16 protein-coding genes and 1 pseudogene are annotated in these 17963 nt (G+C 54.0%); 2 read left to right on the plus strand and 15 right to left on the minus strand.

Translation table 11 applies throughout. The features are described 5' to 3' along the window. Positions 1–332 precede the first annotated feature (332 nt). From truD to cysG, 9 genes and pseudogenes are all read right to left on the minus strand, one after another. Positions 333–1382 carry a tRNA pseudouridine(13) synthase TruD gene (truD, locus tag AC3RPL_RS00810; protein WP_490738623.1) on the minus strand — a complete coding sequence of 350 codons (1050 nt, stop codon included), beginning with the start codon at positions 1380–1382 and terminating at the stop codon, positions 333–335. Then, positions 1382–1861, minus strand: coding sequence for a 2-C-methyl-D-erythritol 2,4-cyclodiphosphate synthase (gene ispF / locus AC3RPL_RS00815; RefSeq protein ID WP_379892952.1), 480 nt, complete (start codon positions 1859–1861; stop codon positions 1382–1384). Before ispF ends, truD begins: the two co-directional genes overlap by 1 nt. Further along, positions 1861–2577: a 2-C-methyl-D-erythritol 4-phosphate cytidylyltransferase gene (gene ispD, locus AC3RPL_RS00820; protein ID WP_490738624.1), complete on the minus strand. Its 717-nt coding sequence runs from the start codon at positions 2575–2577 to the stop codon at positions 1861–1863. The genes ispF and ispD overlap by 1 nt, the downstream gene beginning before the upstream one ends. Positions 2578–2580: 3 nt before the next feature. Then, the gene (gene ftsB, locus AC3RPL_RS00825) at positions 2581–2901 is read right to left on the minus strand and encodes a cell division protein FtsB (RefSeq protein ID WP_034938481.1); all 321 of its coding nucleotides are present in this window, start codon (positions 2899–2901) and stop codon (positions 2581–2583) included. Between the two features lie 186 nt (positions 2902–3087). Next, positions 3088–3252: pseudogene (locus tag AC3RPL_RS00830) on the minus strand (DUF3561 family protein); the annotation flags it as partial. A gap of 19 nt (positions 3253–3271) precedes the next feature. After that, positions 3272–3877 (minus strand): adenylyl-sulfate kinase, encoded by a 606-nt coding sequence (cysC, locus tag AC3RPL_RS00835; RefSeq protein WP_034938484.1) that lies wholly within the window; start codon positions 3875–3877, stop codon positions 3272–3274. Beyond that, positions 3877–5304, minus strand: a complete 1428-nt coding sequence (gene cysN, locus AC3RPL_RS00840) for a sulfate adenylyltransferase subunit CysN (RefSeq protein WP_490738625.1) — start codon at positions 5302–5304, stop codon at positions 3877–3879. The genes cysC and cysN overlap by 1 nt, the downstream gene beginning before the upstream one ends. 9 nt (positions 5305–5313) lie before the next feature. Further along, entirely contained in the window at positions 5314–6222 is a 909-nt protein-coding gene (cysD, locus tag AC3RPL_RS00845; protein ID WP_034938487.1) for a sulfate adenylyltransferase subunit CysD, read from the minus strand. A gap of 9 nt (positions 6223–6231) precedes the next feature. Then, positions 6232–7647, minus strand: coding sequence for a siroheme synthase CysG (gene cysG / locus AC3RPL_RS00850; protein WP_490738823.1), 1416 nt, complete (start codon positions 7645–7647; stop codon positions 6232–6234). 317 nt (positions 7648–7964) lie between these two features. Here cysG and AC3RPL_RS00855 point away from each other — a divergent pair, with 317 nt between their 5' ends. Beyond that, on the plus strand, positions 7965–8249 hold the full coding sequence (locus tag AC3RPL_RS00855) for a YciI family protein (protein ID WP_261640872.1): 285 nt from the start codon (positions 7965–7967) through the stop codon (positions 8247–8249). A 371-nt stretch (positions 8250–8620) separates the two neighbouring features. On the opposite strand, the gene cysH is transcribed toward AC3RPL_RS00855, so the two are convergent. The 3 genes from cysH to cysJ form a co-directional block, all read right to left on the minus strand. Beyond that, on the minus strand, positions 8621–9352 hold the full coding sequence (gene cysH, locus AC3RPL_RS00860) for a phosphoadenosine phosphosulfate reductase (protein WP_490738626.1): 732 nt from the start codon (positions 9350–9352) through the stop codon (positions 8621–8623). Between the two features lie 12 nt (positions 9353–9364). Beyond that, a complete protein-coding gene (gene cysI / locus AC3RPL_RS00865; RefSeq protein ID WP_490738627.1) occupies positions 9365–11080 on the minus strand; it encodes an assimilatory sulfite reductase (NADPH) hemoprotein subunit in 1716 nt (571 codons plus the stop codon). Positions 11081–11214: 134 nt separating this feature from the next. Beyond that, positions 11215–13026: an NADPH-dependent assimilatory sulfite reductase flavoprotein subunit gene (gene cysJ, locus AC3RPL_RS00870; protein WP_490738629.1), complete on the minus strand. Its 1812-nt coding sequence runs from the start codon at positions 13024–13026 to the stop codon at positions 11215–11217. Positions 13027–13330: 304 nt separating this feature from the next. Here cysJ and queD point away from each other — a divergent pair, with 304 nt between their 5' ends. Continuing rightward, the gene (gene queD / locus AC3RPL_RS00875) at positions 13331–13693 is read left to right on the plus strand and encodes a 6-carboxytetrahydropterin synthase QueD (RefSeq protein ID WP_367166763.1); all 363 of its coding nucleotides are present in this window, start codon (positions 13331–13333) and stop codon (positions 13691–13693) included. A gap of 17 nt (positions 13694–13710) precedes the next feature. Here queD and queE read toward each other — a convergent pair whose 3' ends face one another. The 3 genes from queE to eno all read right to left on the minus strand — a co-directional run bounded on the left by queE (position 13711) and on the right by eno (position 17917). Then, positions 13711–14382, minus strand: a complete 672-nt coding sequence (queE, locus tag AC3RPL_RS00880; protein WP_490738630.1) for a 7-carboxy-7-deazaguanine synthase QueE — start codon at positions 14380–14382, stop codon at positions 13711–13713. A gap of 146 nt (positions 14383–14528) precedes the next feature. Next, on the minus strand, positions 14529–16415 hold the full coding sequence (locus AC3RPL_RS00885; RefSeq protein ID WP_490738631.1) for an acyltransferase family protein: 1887 nt from the start codon (positions 16413–16415) through the stop codon (positions 14529–14531). A 206-nt stretch (positions 16416–16621) separates the two neighbouring features. Continuing rightward, on the minus strand, positions 16622–17917 hold the full coding sequence (gene eno / locus AC3RPL_RS00890) for a phosphopyruvate hydratase (protein WP_034938499.1): 1296 nt from the start codon (positions 17915–17917) through the stop codon (positions 16622–16624). Positions 17918–17963: the final 46 nt, after the last annotated feature.

The raw sequence follows: 17963 nt of genomic DNA on the forward strand, positions 1-17963 counted from the left end.
CTGACTGAAGGGCAATTCCAGATAACAGGCCGAAATATTCTATCGCGTGGTGGCGAACAGTGGTAGAAGCAACAGACAGTCGGATATCCTGTTGTTTTTGCTTTAGTGGCATCAACTTCGCAATAACGTTAACGCCATTCGCTTCATTTGGTCATATGACGCACATATCATAACCAAATGAAATAACAGAAAAATAAAAACAACCCTGGATTAAAAACGCGTCCTTACGAGGAATAATATAAGCAGCAGGATTAATGCAGAGAGGCGAATTCTCTGTGGCTGTGCCTGCGGGCGGCCAGGGGACACGCCGTAATGACAGGCACCGTGCGCTGCTATTCATCCCCCCCGGCATCACCTTCCATCTGTTGCAAAACTTCACGCAGAACGCTGGTCGCAAAGCTGCCAGCCGGTAACCAGAAATTCAGCTCAACGGTAACATCATCCTGCCAGCACCAGCGGAGATCACGGGGAATCAACAGCATCGCGCGCCTTGCAGCATCAACACCTTCCCGCTCCAGCAGTGCATTAAGTTCAGCATCATCGGCAAGGCTTTGCTGCTCAAACGCCAGCGCAACGGACTCGCTTCCCCAGGGACCTCGTCCTGGCAAGGGTGCCGTAATCCGCAACTCGTTGCTCTCGACCCGTTTTTGCAACTCGCCCAGTTCGCCCTCCTGCGCCACAAACCAGCTGCCGCGACCGGTTAATTGCAACGCATCACCGGGCTGTACACGCAGTAGCGAGCCGTGGGAGGACAGACGGTCACTGACCACCCGATTAAACAGCGCGCTGCGGGCAGCGGAAAGCAGAAAGCTGCGTTTGTTACGCTCGCGCACCACGAGGTTATTCGCCGCCCAGCGTTGTGCCATCAGCAGGTTATTGCCGTTATGACCAAAACGCTGCATACCAAAATAATTGGGAACGCCAACAACCGCGATCTGCTGCAACCGTTCTTCCACCGCAGCTCGATCGGAAATCTGACGCAGAGTCAGTCGAAACGCATTGCCCTGTAGCGCGCCGGTTCGAAGCTTACGACGATGGCGGGCGCTTTCCAGTACCTCGCAACCTTCAGGCTGAAAAGCGGATAAATCAGGCGTCTGTTTGCCGGGAATACGCAGGCAGAACCACTGTTCAGTCACCGCATGACGATCTTTCATCCCGGCAAAACTGACATCACGGGGAGGTATACCGGCAAACTTCGCCAACGCTTCAGCAACAAACCGGGTATTACAACCGACCTTGCGGATGCGAACCAGCAACTGCTCTCCTTCACCATCAGGAAGATAGCCAAGGTCTTCAATGACAACAAAATCTTCAGGAAAAGCCTTCACCACGCCCCTGGCGGTAGGTTGTCCATGCAACCAGCACAGATCGCTGAATACCATTACTCTTCTGTCCTGAACAGCGTTGCCACAGCTTCACAGGCAATACCCTCGCCGCGCCCGGTAAAACCCAGCTTCTCTGTGGTAGTGGCTTTAACATTCACATCATCCATGTGAATGGCCAAATCTTCCGCGATATTGATTCTCATCTGCGGAACATGCGGCAACATTTTGGGAGCCTGAGCGATGATAGTGACGTCAACGTTACCCGGCCGGAAACCTTTTTTCTCAATCTGTCGCAGGGCTTCACGCAGTAGTTCCCGACTGTCTGCCCCTTTCCAGGCCTCATCGGTGTCCGGGAACAGTTTGCCGATATCGCCAAGAGCCGCCGCGCCAAGCAGGGCATCGGTCAGCGCATGCAGGGCCACATCACCATCGGAATGGGCCAGCAGTCCCTGAGGGTATGGAATTCGCACGCCGCCTATGATCAGCGGGCCTTCGCCACCAAAAGCATGAACATCAAAACCGTGGCCGATACGCATCATGCGCTCTCCTTGTTATGTAATTGGGTCAGATAAAAGGACGCCAGTGCCAGATCTTCCGGGCGCGTCACCTTGATATTATCGCTACGTCCGGTAATCAGCTGAGGCTGATAGCCACAATATTCCAGCGCAGAGGCCTCATCAGTGATTGTCGCACCCTCATGCAGGGCTTTTTGCAGGCAGTCGCGCAGTAGCGCCAGGGGAAACAGCTGCGGCGTCAGCGCATGCCATAGCGCCTCGCGATCCACGGTGTGGTCTATTACCGATGCATCCCGGCGTCCACGCTTCATGGTGTCGCGGACGGGAGCAGCCAGAATGCCGCCAGTGCAGCCGTCAGAAGCTATCGCCAGTAAACGTGTCAAATCGTCAGGATGCAGGCAGGGGCGCGCCGCATCATGCACTAAAACCCATTGTGAGGCCGATGCCGTCTGTAATCCCGCCAGCACAGAATCTGCACGCTCTTTACCTCCCGCGACGCGGATGATGCGAGGATCGCTGGCGATGGGCAGTGCGGCAAAGTAGGGATCGGTTGGGCTGACAGCGACAATAATGCGGTTAATGGCCGGATGGGCCAGCAGGCTGTCGATAGCATATTCAAGAAGGGTTTTACCCCTGATGGTCAGATATTGCTTGGGGCACTCTGCCAACATACGGCTGCCAATCCCGGCTGCGGGAACAACGGCAATAACGTCCGGAAACGAATCTGTACTCTTCATGCGTTATCGCTGCTGGCTGCTCAGATTCCCCTGCTGCGCGTTTCGTTTATTCTGATCCGGCACCAGGCGATAAAAGGTCTCACCGGGTTTAATCATCCCCAGCTCATTACGTGCGCGCTCCTCAATTGCTTCAGAACCGCCGTTAAGGTCGTCGATTTCTGCAAACAGCTGATCGTTTCGCGCTTTTAATTTGGCGTTACTGCTCTGTTGCACCGCAACATCGTCATTAACCCGTGTGAAGTCATGTATGCCGTTCTTGCCCAGCCAGAGCGAATATTGCAACCAGCAGAGTAAAGCAAGCAGCAGCAGTGTCAGTTTTCCCATCCCCGCCCCCTGAAAAACGGCTCAATCATCCCATAACTTTCCATCTGACTCCACTACGCAGTGAAATAGCTGTCAATTGACGCATCGCTGAGCAATCACCGTGATGACGGCAATCTGGCAAAATTTTGTAACCGCCGTAAGCAACCAGAAACCAGTGCCTGGCGCAGGGATGGGCCTTTTTTTAACTCACCAGCCGCTAAGCAGGGTGAATAACAGCCAGAAAAGGGCAATAACTAACAGTGAGGTGAGCAACAGCGTCCAGATCAGATGACCACGCAGCAGCGCGCTAATCGCAATGCCAATCAGCACGGAGGCCGGTAAAAGCGCAAGGAAAAAGGGCCAGGTATAGAGGCGTTTCGTTATGGCTATCTCAGGACCTGATGATATCGCGCTGACGAAGCAGATCTAACACTTGAACCAGCAATTTTGTTACCAATTGTTGACCATCAAGATGCAGTTCAGCCGCGTCGGGAGCCTCATAAACAGCATCGATTCCGGTAAAATTACGCAATTCTCCGGCCCGCGCTTTTTTATACAGCCCTTTTGGATCGCGCGCTTCGCAAATTGCCAGCGGGGTATCGACAAAGACCTCAATAAAGCGTCCTTCTCCCAGCATATCCCGCACCATCTGGCGCTCTGCCCGATGCGGAGAGATAAAGGCACTCAGCACCACCAGACCGGCATCAACCATCAGCTTTGCCACTTCACCAACCCGACGAATATTCTCTTTGCGATCTTCGTCGCTGAAGCCCAAATCGCGGCATAAGCCGTGGCGCACATTGTCACCATCCAGCAGATAGGTGCTGACACCCATCTGCTGAAGTGCCTGTTCCAGCGCGCCCGCCACGGTCGATTTTCCGGAACCCGAAAGCCCGGTAAACCACAGCACCACGCCCTGATGACCGTGCTGCTGCTCACGTTCAGCCCGCGTTACCGCGTGGCTGTGCCAGACCACGTTTTCATCATGACCCGCCATTATTCACCGCCTGAAATATCGCGCGCGCCCCAGTGGGGAAAATGACGACGCACCAGCGCATTGAATTCCAGCTCGAACGCGCTGTAATTCCCGGCCGCCTGCACCCGATCCTGTCTGACTTCGCGGATCATGGCGGCACCCACGGTCACATTGCTCAGACGATCAATAAAGATCATGCCGCCGGTCACCGGATTTTGCTGGTAGCTGTCCAGCACCATCGGCTCGTCAAAAATCAGATCGACCAGACCGATGCCGTTCAGCGGCAGACTTTCCACCTTACGCTGCGTCAGGCTGTTGATCTCCACCTGATACTGAATGCTTTCCACCCTGGCGCGGGTTTTCTTACCGGCAATTTTGATGTCAAAACTCTGTCCCGGCACCAGCGGCTGTTCAGCCATCCATACCACATCCACGCTTGCGGCCTGGACCGGTTTCAGTTCCGCACTGGCATCCACCAGTAAGTCGCCCCGGCTGATATCGATTTCATCTTTCAGCACCAGAGTGATCGCTTCCCCGGCCTGCGCTTCCTGAAGGTCGCCATCAAAGGTCACAATACGCGCAATGGCTGACTCCACGCCGGATGGCAGGACCTTCACCCGCTGCCCCACCTGCACAACCCCGGACGCCAGCGTCCCGGCATAACCACGGAAATCCAGATCCGGACGATTAACATACTGCACCGGGAAGCGCATCGGCTGCTGCTCCACCACGCGGGTCACTTCAACAGTTTCGAGCACGTCAAGCAGCGTCGGGCCGTTATACCAGCTCATCGCCTCACTGCGGGCGGCAACGTTTTCACCTTCCAGCGCAGAGAGCGGCACGAAACGAATATCCAGATCAGCGGGTAACTGACTGGCAAAATCCAGATAGTCCTGGCGGATTTGTTCAAAACGCGCTTCGATGTAATCAACCAGATCCATCTTATTTACGGCGACAATCAGATGCTTAATCCCCAGCAAGGTGGAAATAAAGCTGTGACGACGGGTCTGATCCAGCACGCCTTTGCGGGCATCTATCAGCAGGATAGCCAGATCGCAGGTGGAGGCACCGGTTGCCATATTACGGGTGTACTGCTCATGTCCGGGCGTATCGGCAATGATAAATTTGCGTTTTTCAGTGGAAAAATAGCGATAGGCGACATCAATGGTGATGCCCTGCTCACGCTCAGCCTGAAGGCCATCCACCAACAGCGCCAGATCCAGTTTTTCACCCTGTGTACCGTGACGCTTACTGTCGTTATGAAGGGATGACAGCTGGTCTTCATAAATCTGCCGCGTATCGTGCAGCAGGCGACCGATCAGCGTGCTCTTGCCATCGTCGACGCTGCCACAGGTGAGAAAGCGCAGCAGGCTTTTGTGTTGCTGGGCATGTAGCCAGGCTTCCACGCCACCCTGATCGGCAATTTGTTGTGCAATGACGGTATTCATGTTGGCTCCTCAGAAATAACCCTGGCGTTTTTTCAGCTCCATCGAACCAGACTGATCGCGATCGATCACCCGGCCCTGACGCTCGCTGGTGGTGGAAACCAGCATCTCTTCGATAATCGCAGGCAGGCTCTGGGCCTCAGACTCCACCGCGCCGGTCAATGGCCAGCAGCCCAGCGTACGGAAACGCACCATCCGCTGCTTAATCTCTTCGCCAGGCTGTAAATCAATTCGTTCATCATCAATCATCATCAGCATGCCATCGCGCTCCAGCACCGGTCGACTGGCGGCCAGATAGAGCGGAACGATCTCGATATTTTCGAGAAAAATGTACTGCCAGATATCCAGCTCGGTCCAGTTGGAGAGCGGGAAGACGCGGATGCTCTCGCCTTTATTAATCTGACCGTTGTAGTTGTGCCACAGCTCAGGACGCTGATTTTTAGGGTCCCAGCGGTGAAAACGGTCGCGGAAGGAGTAGATACGCTCTTTGGCGCGGGACTTTTCTTCATCGCGACGGGCACCGCCAAATGCGGCGTCGAAACCATATTTGTTCAGTGCCTGCTTCAGCCCTTCGGTTTTCATAATGTCAGTGTGCTTTGCGCTGCCGTGCACAAAGGGATTTATCCCCATCGCCACGCCTTCCGGATTGCGATGCACCAGCAGTTCCGCACCGATCTGTTTCACCGTACGGTCACGGAATTCGTACATTTCGCGGAATTTCCAGCCGGTATCAACATGCAACAGCGGGAATGGCAACGTACCAGGCCAGAACGCCTTGCGCGCCAGATGCAGCATCACCGAGGAATCTTTCCCGATGGAATACATCATTACCGGATTACTGAATTCTGCGGCGACTTCACGGATGATATGGATACTTTCCGCTTCCAGTTGACGCAGGTGGGTGAGTCGTTTTTGATCCATAACTTTTCCTCAAGCCAAATTTACAACGGCGGAGTCGCGTCCGGCCTGCTGTGCTGAATGTTGAAACCACGCCAGCTGCTGATGAAGATTAACCACTTCGCCAATCACAATCAGCGCTGGCGTCGGTGCGCGTTGCGCCAGTTCATCGAGAGTCTCCAGCGTGCCGGTCAGCACCTGCTGGTCCTGTCGCGTTCCACGACCAATCACCGCCACGGGGGTATGCGCATCGCGACCATGAGCAATCAGCCTGGCAGAAATCTCTGCCGCTTTTACCGTGCCCATATAAATAGCCAGGGTTTGCCGGGCGCGGGCCAGGGAAGGCCAGTCCATCTCTTCGCCGCCTGCACGGCAGTGGCCGGTAATAAACAGGGCGCTCTGCGCATGGTCACGATGGGTTAGCGGGATGCCCGCATAGGCCGTCGCGCCGGCAGCGGCGGTGACGCCAGGCACCACCTGAAAGGGGATGCCTGCCTCCACAGCGGCCTGTAACTCTTCTCCGCCGCGGCCAAAGATAAAGGGATCGCCGCCTTTCAGACGCACCACCCGTTTTCCTTTGCTTGCCAGCTCTACCAGCAGGCGATTAGTCTCTTCCTGCGGTACGCTGTGGGCATTGGCGCGCTTACCTACGCAGATGCGATCGGCATCGCGCCGGACCAGGTCCAGTACCTCGTCGCTGACCAGATGGTCATATAACACCACGTCTGCCAGCTGCATCACCTGTAAACCGCGCAGGGTCAGCAGACCGGCATCGCCGGGGCCCGCTCCCACCAGGATGATTTCTCCCTGGCTGGCATCAGGATTTTCCAGTTGTTGATCGAGGGTGCGTTTGGCGCCAGCGACGTTGCCGGAAGCAATCTGACTGGCAAACAGCCCATTGAAGGCCGTTTCCCAGAACCGACGGCGCTGGGACATTTTACTGAAGCGCTGTTTAACCTTATCCCGCCACTGTCCGGCAATTTCCGCCATTTGTCCCAGATTGCCAGGCAGCAACGCTTCCAGCTTTTCACGCAGCAGACGCGCCAGAACCGGCGCGGTGCCGCTGGAAGAGATCGCCACCACCAGCGGTGAACGATCGACAATGGAAGGAAAGATAAAGGAGCACCTGGGCTGGTCATCCACCACGTTGGCAAGCAGTCGTCGTTCTCCGGCATCAGTATAGACGCGGCTGTTCAGCTCACCATTATCCGTTGCGGCAATCACCATCCAGACGTGGTCAAGCTGGCTGCTCTGATACTCTTCAGCCAGCCACTCAACGGCTCCGCTGGCGTGCAGCGCAGTCAGCTCGGCGCACAATTCGCGTGCAACGATCTGCGCCCGCGCGCCCGCACGACGCAGCAGCTCAATCTTGCGTGCGGCGACATCACCGCCGCCAACAATCAGCACAGGTTTATCACGGAGGTCGGCAAAAATCGGGAGATAGTCCACGTCAACCCTGTTGTTAATCACAAAAAGTTCACGAGACTATACGGCCCCGGCGGAAGCCTTATGAAATTACTAATTGGAATGAGTAGTTACCGAATGGAATAACAATCTGACTAAGCTAAGAAAAAAAAGTGCTTAACGGATGATATTCGGGCCATTTTGAGCTGAATCAAATTGCGCGACAGCGGTCACAGTTTGATGCTGAAGCAGAAATTTTTTGTCACCCGGAGCGGATAACTGACCTGAAACGGTCGTTACGGTCCGGATATTCTATGCCAGCGGCAGTTCCGTCACTGGCAAACTGAGCCTGAGGAGCCCGAATGTACATTGTCAGCCTGAGTTACACCCGCCCCATCGTCGAAGTCGAACCCTTGCTGGAAGCTCATCTCAGCTGGCTGAATCACTATCTTGCGGCCGGGGTGTTTATTGCCGCCGGACGCAAAGAGCCGCGTACCGGAGGGGTGATCATAGTTAGCGATATGGAGAGCGATCGGCTGGATGCCATTCTGGCAGAAGATGCTTTCCAGGCGGTAGCCGACTATGAGGTCACAAAAGTTAACGTCACCGTTGCAGGCGATGAATTTGCCAGCCTGGTGGGCCGCTGATTATCGCTGTCAGAGAATGAGGATACCGGATGCCACCGATCTGCTGTGGGTGATGAAAGAGAGCGATCGTGTGGCATGCAGCATGCTGTGCAGTTAAACGGACCTGTGGGTTATCCAGGAAGCAGAGTCTGCCTGGCGGATAACCTAGGTGCGGGCGGCAAGAGCCCGCGTTCAGTTTGTCAGGATCGATTCAATCCCGTATATCAACGCGGGGAAATAAGACCGATCGATGATAATTCCTCCGGTTAGTTTCCAGCTGTCATATACCTGAGGCGAAGCGCTGGAGGTAAAGCCCACCGAATCACTTCCCACAATCGTATTGAATCTACAGGTAAACATCTGGCATAACACAATGCCATGCAGCAACGGGATTACTCGTGCAGGCCGCATTCACGTTTCAGGCCAAAGAAACGCGTCTCTTCCTCCGCCATCCCCGGTTCCCATTTACGCGTGGTGTGGGTATCTCCCACCGAGAGATACCCCTGATCCCACAAAGGGTGATAATCGAGGCCATGCGCTTTAAGGTACTGATAGACCTGCTTGTTATCCCAGTCGATAATCGGCAGCACCTTAAACACGCCGCGCTGAATCGCCAGCACTGGTAAATTAGCCCGGCTGCCGGATTGTTCGCGGCGCAAACCGGCAAACCAGGTCTGACCGTTGAGCGTTTGCAACGCACGGTTCATCGGCTCGACCTTGTTAATCTGGTTGTAACGCTCAATGCCTTCGACGCCCTGCTCCCACAGCTTGCCATAGCGCGCCTCCTGCCAGGCGGGGCTCTGCTTAGCACGGAAAATTTTCAGATTGAGATTGAGCTGCTCAGTCAGCCGGTCAATAAACTGGTAGGTTTCCGCGAACAGATAACCGGTATCGGTCAGGATCACCGGAATGTCTGGCTTCACCTGGCTTACCAGGTGCAGGCTGACCGCCGCCTGGATACCAAAGCTGGACGAGAGCACCGCTTCACCGGGCAGGTTTTCCAGTGCCCAAATCACGCGATCGGTTGCTGACAGTTTTTCCAGCCTGTTATTCATTTCCGCCAGCACCATCACCCGCTCAACTTTAGGCAACGCGTTCAGTGCAGAGAGATCGAGTACAGCCATATCACGCCTCCGTTATTGCCAGAAATCACGAGCCGGATCGACAACCGGTTTCACAATGCCTGCCCGCACGGTGAAATCGCCAAAGCCTTCACCCGCTTCGCGCTCTGCTGCCCAGCGGCTAATTAATTCATCAAGGGTAGACAAAATTTCGTCTTCGGTAATGTTTTCACGGTACATCCGCGGGATGCGCGTGCCGATACGGTTACCTCCCAGATGCAGGTTGTAACGTCCCGGGGCCTTGCCCACCAGGCCAATCTCCGCCAGCAGCGCACGACCACAACCATTCGGACAGCCGGTGACGCGCAGCACAATGTGCTCATCACCGACGCCGTGTGCGCTCATGATACCCTCCACACGGGTAACAAACTCTGGCAGGAAACGCTCGGCTTCGGCCATCGCCAGCGGGCAGGTGGGAAAGGATACGCAGGCCATCGAATTTTCACGCTGAGCGCTGACGCTTTCCATCAGACCATGATCTCGCGCCAGTTGCTCAATGTGTGATTTATCCGCTTCCGGCACGCCCGCGACGATCAGATTCTGATTTGCCGTCAGGCGGAAATCGCCTTTGTGTACTCTGGCAATCTCCGCCACGCCCGTTTTAAGAGGGCGGCCGGGATAGTCCAGTAAGCGGCCATTTTCAATAAACAGCGTCAGATGCCATTTATCATCAATGCCTTTTACCCAGCCAAACCGGTCGCCGCGCGTGGTGAATTCGTAGGGGCGAACAGGCTCGAAGGTGATCCCGGCGCGACGCTCAACTTCCGCTTTAAACGTCTCCACGCCGACACGTTCCAGGGTGTACTTGGTTTTGGCGTTTTTGCGATCGGTACGATTGCCCCAGTCACGCTGGGTGGTGACCACGGCCTCCGCCACCGCCAGGGTTTTATCCAGCGGCAGATAACCGAACTCACTGGCGGTGCGGGCATATGTCGCTTTGTTACCATGATCGATTGACAGTCCACCGCCAACCAGCAGGTTAAAACCAACCAGCTTACCGTGCTCTGCAATGGCGATAAAATTCAGATCGTTAGCATGCAGATCGACATCATTGTGCGGCGGCACCACCACGGTGGTTTTGAATTTACGTGGCAGATAGGTTTCACCCAGGATCGGCTCTTTATCGGTGGTGGCCACCTTTTCCTGATCCAGCCAGATTTCAGCATAGGCGCGGGTTTGCGGCAGCAGATGTTCAGAGATCTTTTTCGCCCACTCATAAGCCTGCTGATGCAGTTCAGATTCCACAGGATTGGAGCTGCATAACACGTTACGGTTAACATCATTAGCCGTCGCCAGCGCGTCCAGCCCCACCTCGTGCAGCATCTGATGCGCAGGTTTGACATTGCCTTTCAGAATGCCGTGAAACTGGAAGGTCTGCCGGTTAGTCAGGCGAATACTGCCGTAAATAGTGTTTTCTTCGGCAAATTTATCAATGCCCAGCCACTGCTGCGGGGTAATAATGCCACCCGGCAGGCGACAGCGCAGCATCATGGCATGACGAGGCTCCAGCTTCTGCGCGGCACGCTCGGCGCGGATATCCCGGTCATCCTGTTGGTACATACCGTGAAAACGGATCAGCAGAAAGTTATCGCCGGTAAAGCCTCCGGTCAGACCATCCTGCAAATCGTCAGTAATGGTACCACGCAGGTAGTTGCTCTGTTTTTTCAGGCGCTCGGCATCGGTGAGTTTACCTTCAACCACCAGTGGACCGGGATGTTTGTCATTGCTCATCAGGCTGTATCTCTCAATTGTTCGTGAATGCCGCGGGTGGCTATCTTTCCTGCCAGCAAGGCGCGAGCGGGGCAATCAGGCGATCTGAAGGGCAGCGGTGAATACGCAGCTGTCCCTTAAATTTTCGCCACCGTTTAGTAAACGTCTCGCTGATAACGGCGCTCAATGCGCAGTTCACTTAAAAATTCATCGGCAGTTTCCAGATCCATCCCACCCTGTTCAGCCACTACATCCAGCAATGCCTGTTCCACATCCTTCGCCATCCGGTTGGCGTCACCACAGACATAGATGTGCGCGCCCTGTTCAATCCAGCGCCAGACCTCATCACCTCTGGCACGAATTTTATCCTGGACATAAACCTTATGCTGCTGGTCGCGGGACCAGGCAAGATCGATATGCGTCAGCAGGCCGTCTTTCACATAGCGCTGCCATTCAACCAGGTAGAGAAAGTCTTCGGTAAAGTGTGGATTACCAAAGAACAACCAGTTTTTCCCTTCCGCCCCGTCGTTGTCACGCTGTTGCAGAAAAGCGCGGAATGGCGCAATGCCGGTGCCGGTGCCGATCATAATCACCGGCGTTTCCGGATTGGCGGGCAAACGGAAGTTGTCGTTATGTTCAATAAACACCCGAATCTCGCCGTCTTCTTCCAGGCGATCGGCAAGGTAGCTTGAAGCGCCGCCCGCACGGGCACGACCTTCGATATCAAAACGCACCGCCCCGACGGTGATATGCACCTCGGTTTCATTTTCAGCCTGCGATGAAGCGATGGAGTAGAGCCGTGGCGTCAGTGGCCGCAGCAGTGCAATTAGCTGTTCCGCCTGCAACGCTACCGGTGCCTGACGTACCATATCGACGATGGGCGTGCTCTGCGCGTACTGCTGTAAATGGTTCTTGTCGCCGGTCAACGTCAGAAGTTTTTCATCGCGAGAATGTTTGCCGTACTCCGCGACAATCTGCGGTGTATTGACGGTCAGTTCAAAATGCTTTTGCAGCGCTTCAGACAGCGTCAGCGTCTGACCGTTGACCTCTGTCGTTTCGTCGCCTTTCAGCCACAACAAGTCGAGCAGTTCCTGCACCAGAGCCGGATCGTTTTCGTACCAGACGCCCAGCGCATCCCCAGGCTGATAGCGCAAACCTGAATCACCCAGGTCGATTTCGATGTGGCGCACATCCTTATCGGAGTTGCGCCCGGTAATTTTCTGGTTAATCGCCAGGCTCGCCGTCAGCGGGGCTTCTTTGGTATAAGGGCTGGTAAAAACTTCATTAACTGCACCCGCCACCGATACCGTCGGCCCTGTTGGCACATCGTCTGGCACTCTGGCTTTGAGGATAGCAACAATCTCTGTTCGCCACTTTTCAGCTTCCGTCGCATATTCAACATCGGCATCAACGCGTGCCAGCAAACGCTCCGCGCCCATCTCTGCCAGCCGGGTATCAAAGTCTTTTCCGGCCTGACTGAAAAATTCATACGAGGTATCACCCAAACCAAATACCGCAAAGGCCGTGTTGTCCAGTTTTGGTGCCTTTTTCGACATCAGAAACTTATGCAGGGCCACAGCTTCTTCCGGTGGCTCGCCTTCGCCCTGGGTGGAGGTCACCACAATCAGCAACTTCTCCTGAGCGATCTGCTTGAACTTGTAGTCACCGGCATTGACCAGGTTGACCTTAAGCGTGGCCGCCAGCAAATCATCCCGCAGCTGTTCCGCCAGACGACGGGCATTGCCGGTTTGTGAAGCTGACAGCAGCGTAATGGTTGGTGTTTCCGTCGGAGCAGGCGCACCGGGCGAGGCAGACGCAGATGTCGACGTCTGATTCACCATGCCCCAGAAGTAACCGGAAAGCCATGCCAGCTGGGTAGTGGAAAAATCACCGGTCGCGGCTTGCAGGCGAGCGAGTTGTTCAGGAGTGAGCGGAAGCAGTGAGCCTGGAGGTGCCTGAGTCGTCATTAGCTTGAGTGTTCCAGTGAAGGCGCTGAGCCATAAAGTCAGAGATATAGCATTAGGGTAACGACTGGCATAATAACCCTTAAATAAGGGTTGGTAATAATAAATAACCAAAATGACTAAACGGTTTTATTGCTAAGATATAGCAGCAAAACAGGTTAATTAATTCCTTTTTTATCATCACGTTATGCCGTGTTACATTCTGTTGCCTGCCGCTTAATATGAAAAGGCCGGGAAACGGGTGCGAAAAAAGCAATTTTCCGGTAGACTTCGCCGGTTTTTTTCAGGAAATAACCGGGACTGTGTCATGGCCACCACGCTGTTTAAAGATTTTCAATTTGAGGCTGCTCATCATCTGCCTAATGTTCCTGCTGGTCACAAATGCGGGCGTCTACACGGGCACTCTTTTCTTGTGCGGCTTGAAATTACCGGCGAAGTGGATGCGCATACCGGCTGGGTGATGGATTTTGCCGAACTGAAAGCGGCATTCAAGCCCATTTATGATCGTCTGGATCACTATTATCTCAATGAGATTCCGGGGCTTTCTAACCCGACCAGCGAAGTGCTGGCGAAATGGATCTGGGATCAGATGAAGCCAACCCTGCCGCTGCTGAGCGCGGTTATGATCAAAGAAACCTGTACCGCAGGCTGCGTCTACAGGGGGGAATAACGCCAGCCGCAGCCCGGTCAGGCAATATTCAGGTATTTGTGGGTCTGCATGGATAAACGCCAGTTTCGTGCGATGCAGGTTTCAATGCAGAGCTCTGTCGCGTCTTTCTTCTGACTGATAGGTTGCAACGCCACAATGCGGCTTTTCTGATCGTCCAAGGTTGCCAGCAGGGCATCCAGTGCATCGATATCACGCTGACGCGCCACCGGATGTTTAACTTCATCGGCACGGACCAGCGCCTGGTTCAGTACGTCATAGCCCCCACGCATATTGACCTTTGGTGACACCGTGACCCAGGTAGCTGAACTGCAAAGCACCTGATGAGTGCCGCTGGTTTCAATCTGGCAACGGTAGCCCTGCTGTTCAAGATATTCCGTCAGCGGGGTAAGATCGTAAATGCAGGGTTCACCGCCGGTGATCACCACATGTCGGGCGGTCCAGCCATTTTGCCCTATCACTGCCAGCAGAGCCTGAGCATCTGCCATTCCCCAGGCATCTGACTCTACCGTTTTCAGCAGGATATCGCCCAGCGCCGTTTCCCGACTGGCCAGCTTATCCCAGGTGTGTTTGGTATCACACCAGCTGCAACCGACCGGGCATCCTTGCAGGCGGATAAAAATTGCCGGAACGCCTGTATAAAAACCTTCGCCCTGCAATGTCTGGAACATCTCATTTATCGGGTACTGCATCACGCTCTCAACTGACCGGAAAAAAACAGGAGCGGAAGTATGACAGAAAGCCCCCTCTTAACCAAACGGCTTCGTGCGCAGCGGATAATTTGATCTGCCACTAAAATATCGGGGCGGTGCTGGCCGGCAGCGCCCCGGCAGAGTGTTTACATAAAGTTATCCTGGTGCATCTCCTGCATCGCCTGCCCCATCACATCCTTCGCACCACTTAACGTCAGATGACCATAGTCATTGGAGATGGGGTGACCATCGGAAGCCAGTCCACGGCAGACATCGCCGGGGCAGATAATGGCGTAGACCGAGATATAGGGTATCTGCATATCCAGCATCGCCTGCTTCATCGTCAGGTCGGTGGTTTTGATACTGCGATCGATGGAGGATGCCACCAGGTCCTTACGCCCGTCTGTCTGGTAGGCCAGCAAATCCGGCAAGGCTTCCGAATACTCAATAGTTGGTACCAGAACAATAATGTTGTCTGATACGGTTTTCAGATGCGCCAGCGTGGCTTTCAGCGGTGCGATGTCCTGCGGTAACCAGCGGGCAGAGATAATCACACCATCAATTTTATGTTGTGGGATCCAGCTTTCGTACAGCTCATCCACCAGCTCAGTACAGGGATTGCGCAATGACTGATGATAGAGGGGTTTGCAACCCGCCGAGGTGGCCTGAATGACATTGACGCCCTCGCCCGCCGCCAGGCTCATCGCCCGCCAGAGATGGGCCGCATGGCTGTCACCAATCAGCACATAGTTGCGGGCAGTGTCGGACATTTTCAGGCAGTATTCGCGATCGAAAGGCTTATCCTCCTGACTTTTTCCATCAACAAAACAGCGTCCCGGACGGTACTGATAGCTAAACTCCGGCATATCTTTGTACTGAGAATAGTTCGCCAGCGCCAGCGCCTGCTGGGAGAACTGCCCGGCATTATTACTCACATGGCCTTTATACAAGGTGCCGGAAGCCATCAGCACCAGGGCTGCGACCGAGGCCGCCACAATTCTGGCTGGTGGTAACACCGCCAGCTTGTAACGAAACGGGATCTCAATCAGATAACGCGAAGCCACCGCCAGTCCCAGTGTCAGGCCCGCAATCACGCCTTCACGAATGCCCGGTGCAAAGTTAAAGAACATGCGGCTGTAAACAATAATCGGCCAGTGCCACAGATAGAGGCAGTATGAAATCATACCGATATAGACCACCGGCCTCAGCGCCAGCATTCGGGAAACCACCGCTTTCTGCCCCGCCAGAATGATTAAAAAGCTCCCCAAACAGGGCCAGAGCGCATTCCACGCCGGAAAAGGTTTGCTGGTGTCCAGCCAGAAAAATCCGCCAAGGATCAGCGCCAGTCCGCTAAGGCTCATCAGGTGTTTCACTCCCTGTGATACCTTGACCATTTTCGCTTCAAGGCCTGCGACAGCAATCAGCCCGCCCAGCGCCAGCTCCCATGCCCGTGTTGGCAACATGTAGAAGGTGAAGGTCGGTTTTCGGGTGACGGCATAAAGGCTGAGAAGAAAAGAGACAAAGATAATCAGCAACATCGCCTGAACGACCCGCTGGCGAAAAAAACGCATCACCAACAACAGGATTACCGGAAAAACAATATAGAACTGTTCTTCAACGGCCAGTGACCAGGTGTGTAACAGGGGTTTCAGCTCAGCAGGTCCGGCAAAGTAACCGGTGGTTTTCCAGAAAAAGATATTGGAGGAAAAAAGCAGCGTCGGCAGTGAACTATTGCTGAGGTCATTGAACTGAACCGGCAGCAAATGGTAGTAGCCAAAGATGAGCGTAGCCAGTAAGACCACAAACAGAGGTGGCAAAATACGCAGGCAGCGGCGCTTATAAAAATTCAGATATGAGAACGTATTGTTAACCGCGCCGGAATAGATAATGCCGCAGATCAGATAACCCGATATAACAAAAAAGATATCCACCCCGGTGAAACCGCCGGGGATGCCGGTGATCCCCATGTGATAAGCAATGACTGGCAGCACCGCCAGTGCCCGCAGTCCATCCACGTCCGCCCTGTATTTCATTTTTCAATGGTCCTGATTACATTTACTTACCGGAAATTTACATAAAATTGATTAGAAATTCTGTAATAAGCGGATAAATCAGACCATTCCGCAATCAGCGAGGTGGCTTAACAAATTGATTTCATTGGATAAAAAATAAAAAAGCCCCGTCCTGAGACGAGGCTTTTCAGAAAATCCTCAACCATAAAGGCGAGGAATAATCAGATTTACTGACCTTTAACTTCTTTCAGACCGTTGAATGGCGCACGGCTTCCCAGCGCTTCTTCAATACGGATCAGCTGGTTGTACTTGGCAACACGGTCAGAACGGCTCATAGAACCGGTTTTAATCTGGCCAGCGGCAGTACCAACCGCCAGATCAGCGATGGTGGCATCTTCAGTTTCGCCAGAACGGTGAGAGATAACGGCAGTGTAGCCAGCATCTTTCGCCATCTTGATTGCAGCCAGAGTTTCGGTCAGAGAACCGATCTGGTTGAATTTAATCAGGATAGAGTTGGCGATACCTTTATCGATACCTTCTTTCAGAATTTTGGTGTTAGTCACGAACAGATCGTCGCCCACCAGCTGGATTTTGTCGCCCAGTACTTTGGTTTGATAAGCAAAACCAGCCCAGTCAGATTCATCCAGACCATCTTCGATAGATACGATTGGGTACTGTTTGGTCAGGTCTTCTAGGAAGTGGGTGAACTCTTCAGAGGTGAACGCTTTGTTGCCTTCACCAGCCAGCACGTATTTGCCGTCTTTGTAGAATTCAGACGCGGCGCAGTCCATCGCCAGAGTGATGTCTTTGCCCAGCTCGTAACCGGCTGCTTTTACTGCTTCAGCGATAACCGCCAGCGCTTCAGCGTTGGAGCCCAGGTTTGGTGCATAGCCGCCTTCGTCACCCACAGCGGTGTTCATGCCTTTAGACTTCAGCACTTTAGCCAGGTTATGGAAAACTTCTGAACCCATACGTACAGCTTCTTTCAGGGTTTTAGCCCCAACTGGCTGGATCATGAATTCCTGGATATCAACGTTATTGTCCGCGTGCTCACCACCGTTGATGATGTTCATCATTGGCAGCGGCATGGAGAACTTGCCTGGGGTGCCGTTCAGTTCAGCAATGTGCTCATACAGCGGCATACCTTTTGCCGCTGCGGCAGCTTTAGCCGCAGCCAGAGAGACAGCCAGAATGGCATTAGCGCCGAACTTAGATTTGTTCTCAGTGCCATCAAGATCGATCATGATCTTGTCGATGTTCGCCTGGTCTTTGGCATCTTTACCGGTGACCGCATCTGCGATTGGACCGTTAACAGCCGCCACGGCTTTAGTCACGCCTTTACCCATGAAACGGGATTTGTCACCGTCACGCAGTTCCAGTGCTTCACGTGAACCGGTAGACGCGCCAGAAGGTGCAGCAGCCATACCGACGAAACCGCCTTCCAGGTGAACTTCTGCTTCAACGGTCGGATTACCACGAGAGTCGATGATTTCGCGACCGATGACTTTAACGATTTTGGACATTAGTTTTTCCTCAGTACAAGTTAACTTAAACTCAGACAAACAACGC

This window comes from Erwinia papayae (assembly GCF_058241465.1).

Coding starts and splice junctions, on each gene's coding strand:
- truD (WP_490738623.1), bottom strand. CDS start 1,382: ATGGTATTCAGCGATCTGTGCTGGTTGCATGGACAACCTACCGCCAGG.
- ispF (WP_379892952.1), bottom strand. CDS start 1,861: ATGCGTATCGGCCACGGTTTTGATGTTCATGCTTTTGGTGGCGAAGGC.
- ispD (WP_490738624.1), bottom strand. CDS start 2,577: ATGAAGAGTACAGATTCGTTTCCGGACGTTATTGCCGTTGTTCCCGCA.
- ftsB (WP_034938481.1), bottom strand. CDS start 2,901: ATGGGAAAACTGACACTGCTGCTGCTTGCTTTACTCTGCTGGTTGCAA.
- cysC (WP_034938484.1), bottom strand. CDS start 3,877: ATGGCGGGTCATGATGAAAACGTGGTCTGGCACAGCCACGCGGTAACG.
- cysN (WP_490738625.1), bottom strand. CDS start 5,304: ATGAATACCGTCATTGCACAACAAATTGCCGATCAGGGTGGCGTGGAA.
- cysD (WP_034938487.1), bottom strand. CDS start 6,222: ATGGATCAAAAACGACTCACCCACCTGCGTCAACTGGAAGCGGAAAGT.
- AC3RPL_RS00855 (WP_261640872.1), top strand. CDS start 7,965: ATGTACATTGTCAGCCTGAGTTACACCCGCCCCATCGTCGAAGTCGAA.
- cysH (WP_490738626.1), bottom strand. CDS start 9,352: ATGGCTGTACTCGATCTCTCTGCACTGAACGCGTTGCCTAAAGTTGAG.
- cysI (WP_490738627.1), bottom strand. CDS start 11,080: ATGAGCAATGACAAACATCCCGGTCCACTGGTGGTTGAAGGTAAACTC.
- cysJ (WP_490738629.1), bottom strand. CDS start 13,026: ATGACGACTCAGGCACCTCCAGGCTCACTGCTTCCGCTCACTCCTGAA.
- queD (WP_367166763.1), top strand. CDS start 13,331: ATGGCCACCACGCTGTTTAAAGATTTTCAATTTGAGGCTGCTCATCAT.
- queE (WP_490738630.1), bottom strand. CDS start 14,382: ATGCAGTACCCGATAAATGAGATGTTCCAGACATTGCAGGGCGAAGGT.
- AC3RPL_RS00885 (WP_490738631.1), bottom strand. CDS start 16,415: ATGAAATACAGGGCGGACGTGGATGGACTGCGGGCACTGGCGGTGCTG.
- eno (WP_034938499.1), bottom strand. CDS start 17,917: ATGTCCAAAATCGTTAAAGTCATCGGTCGCGAAATCATCGACTCTCGT.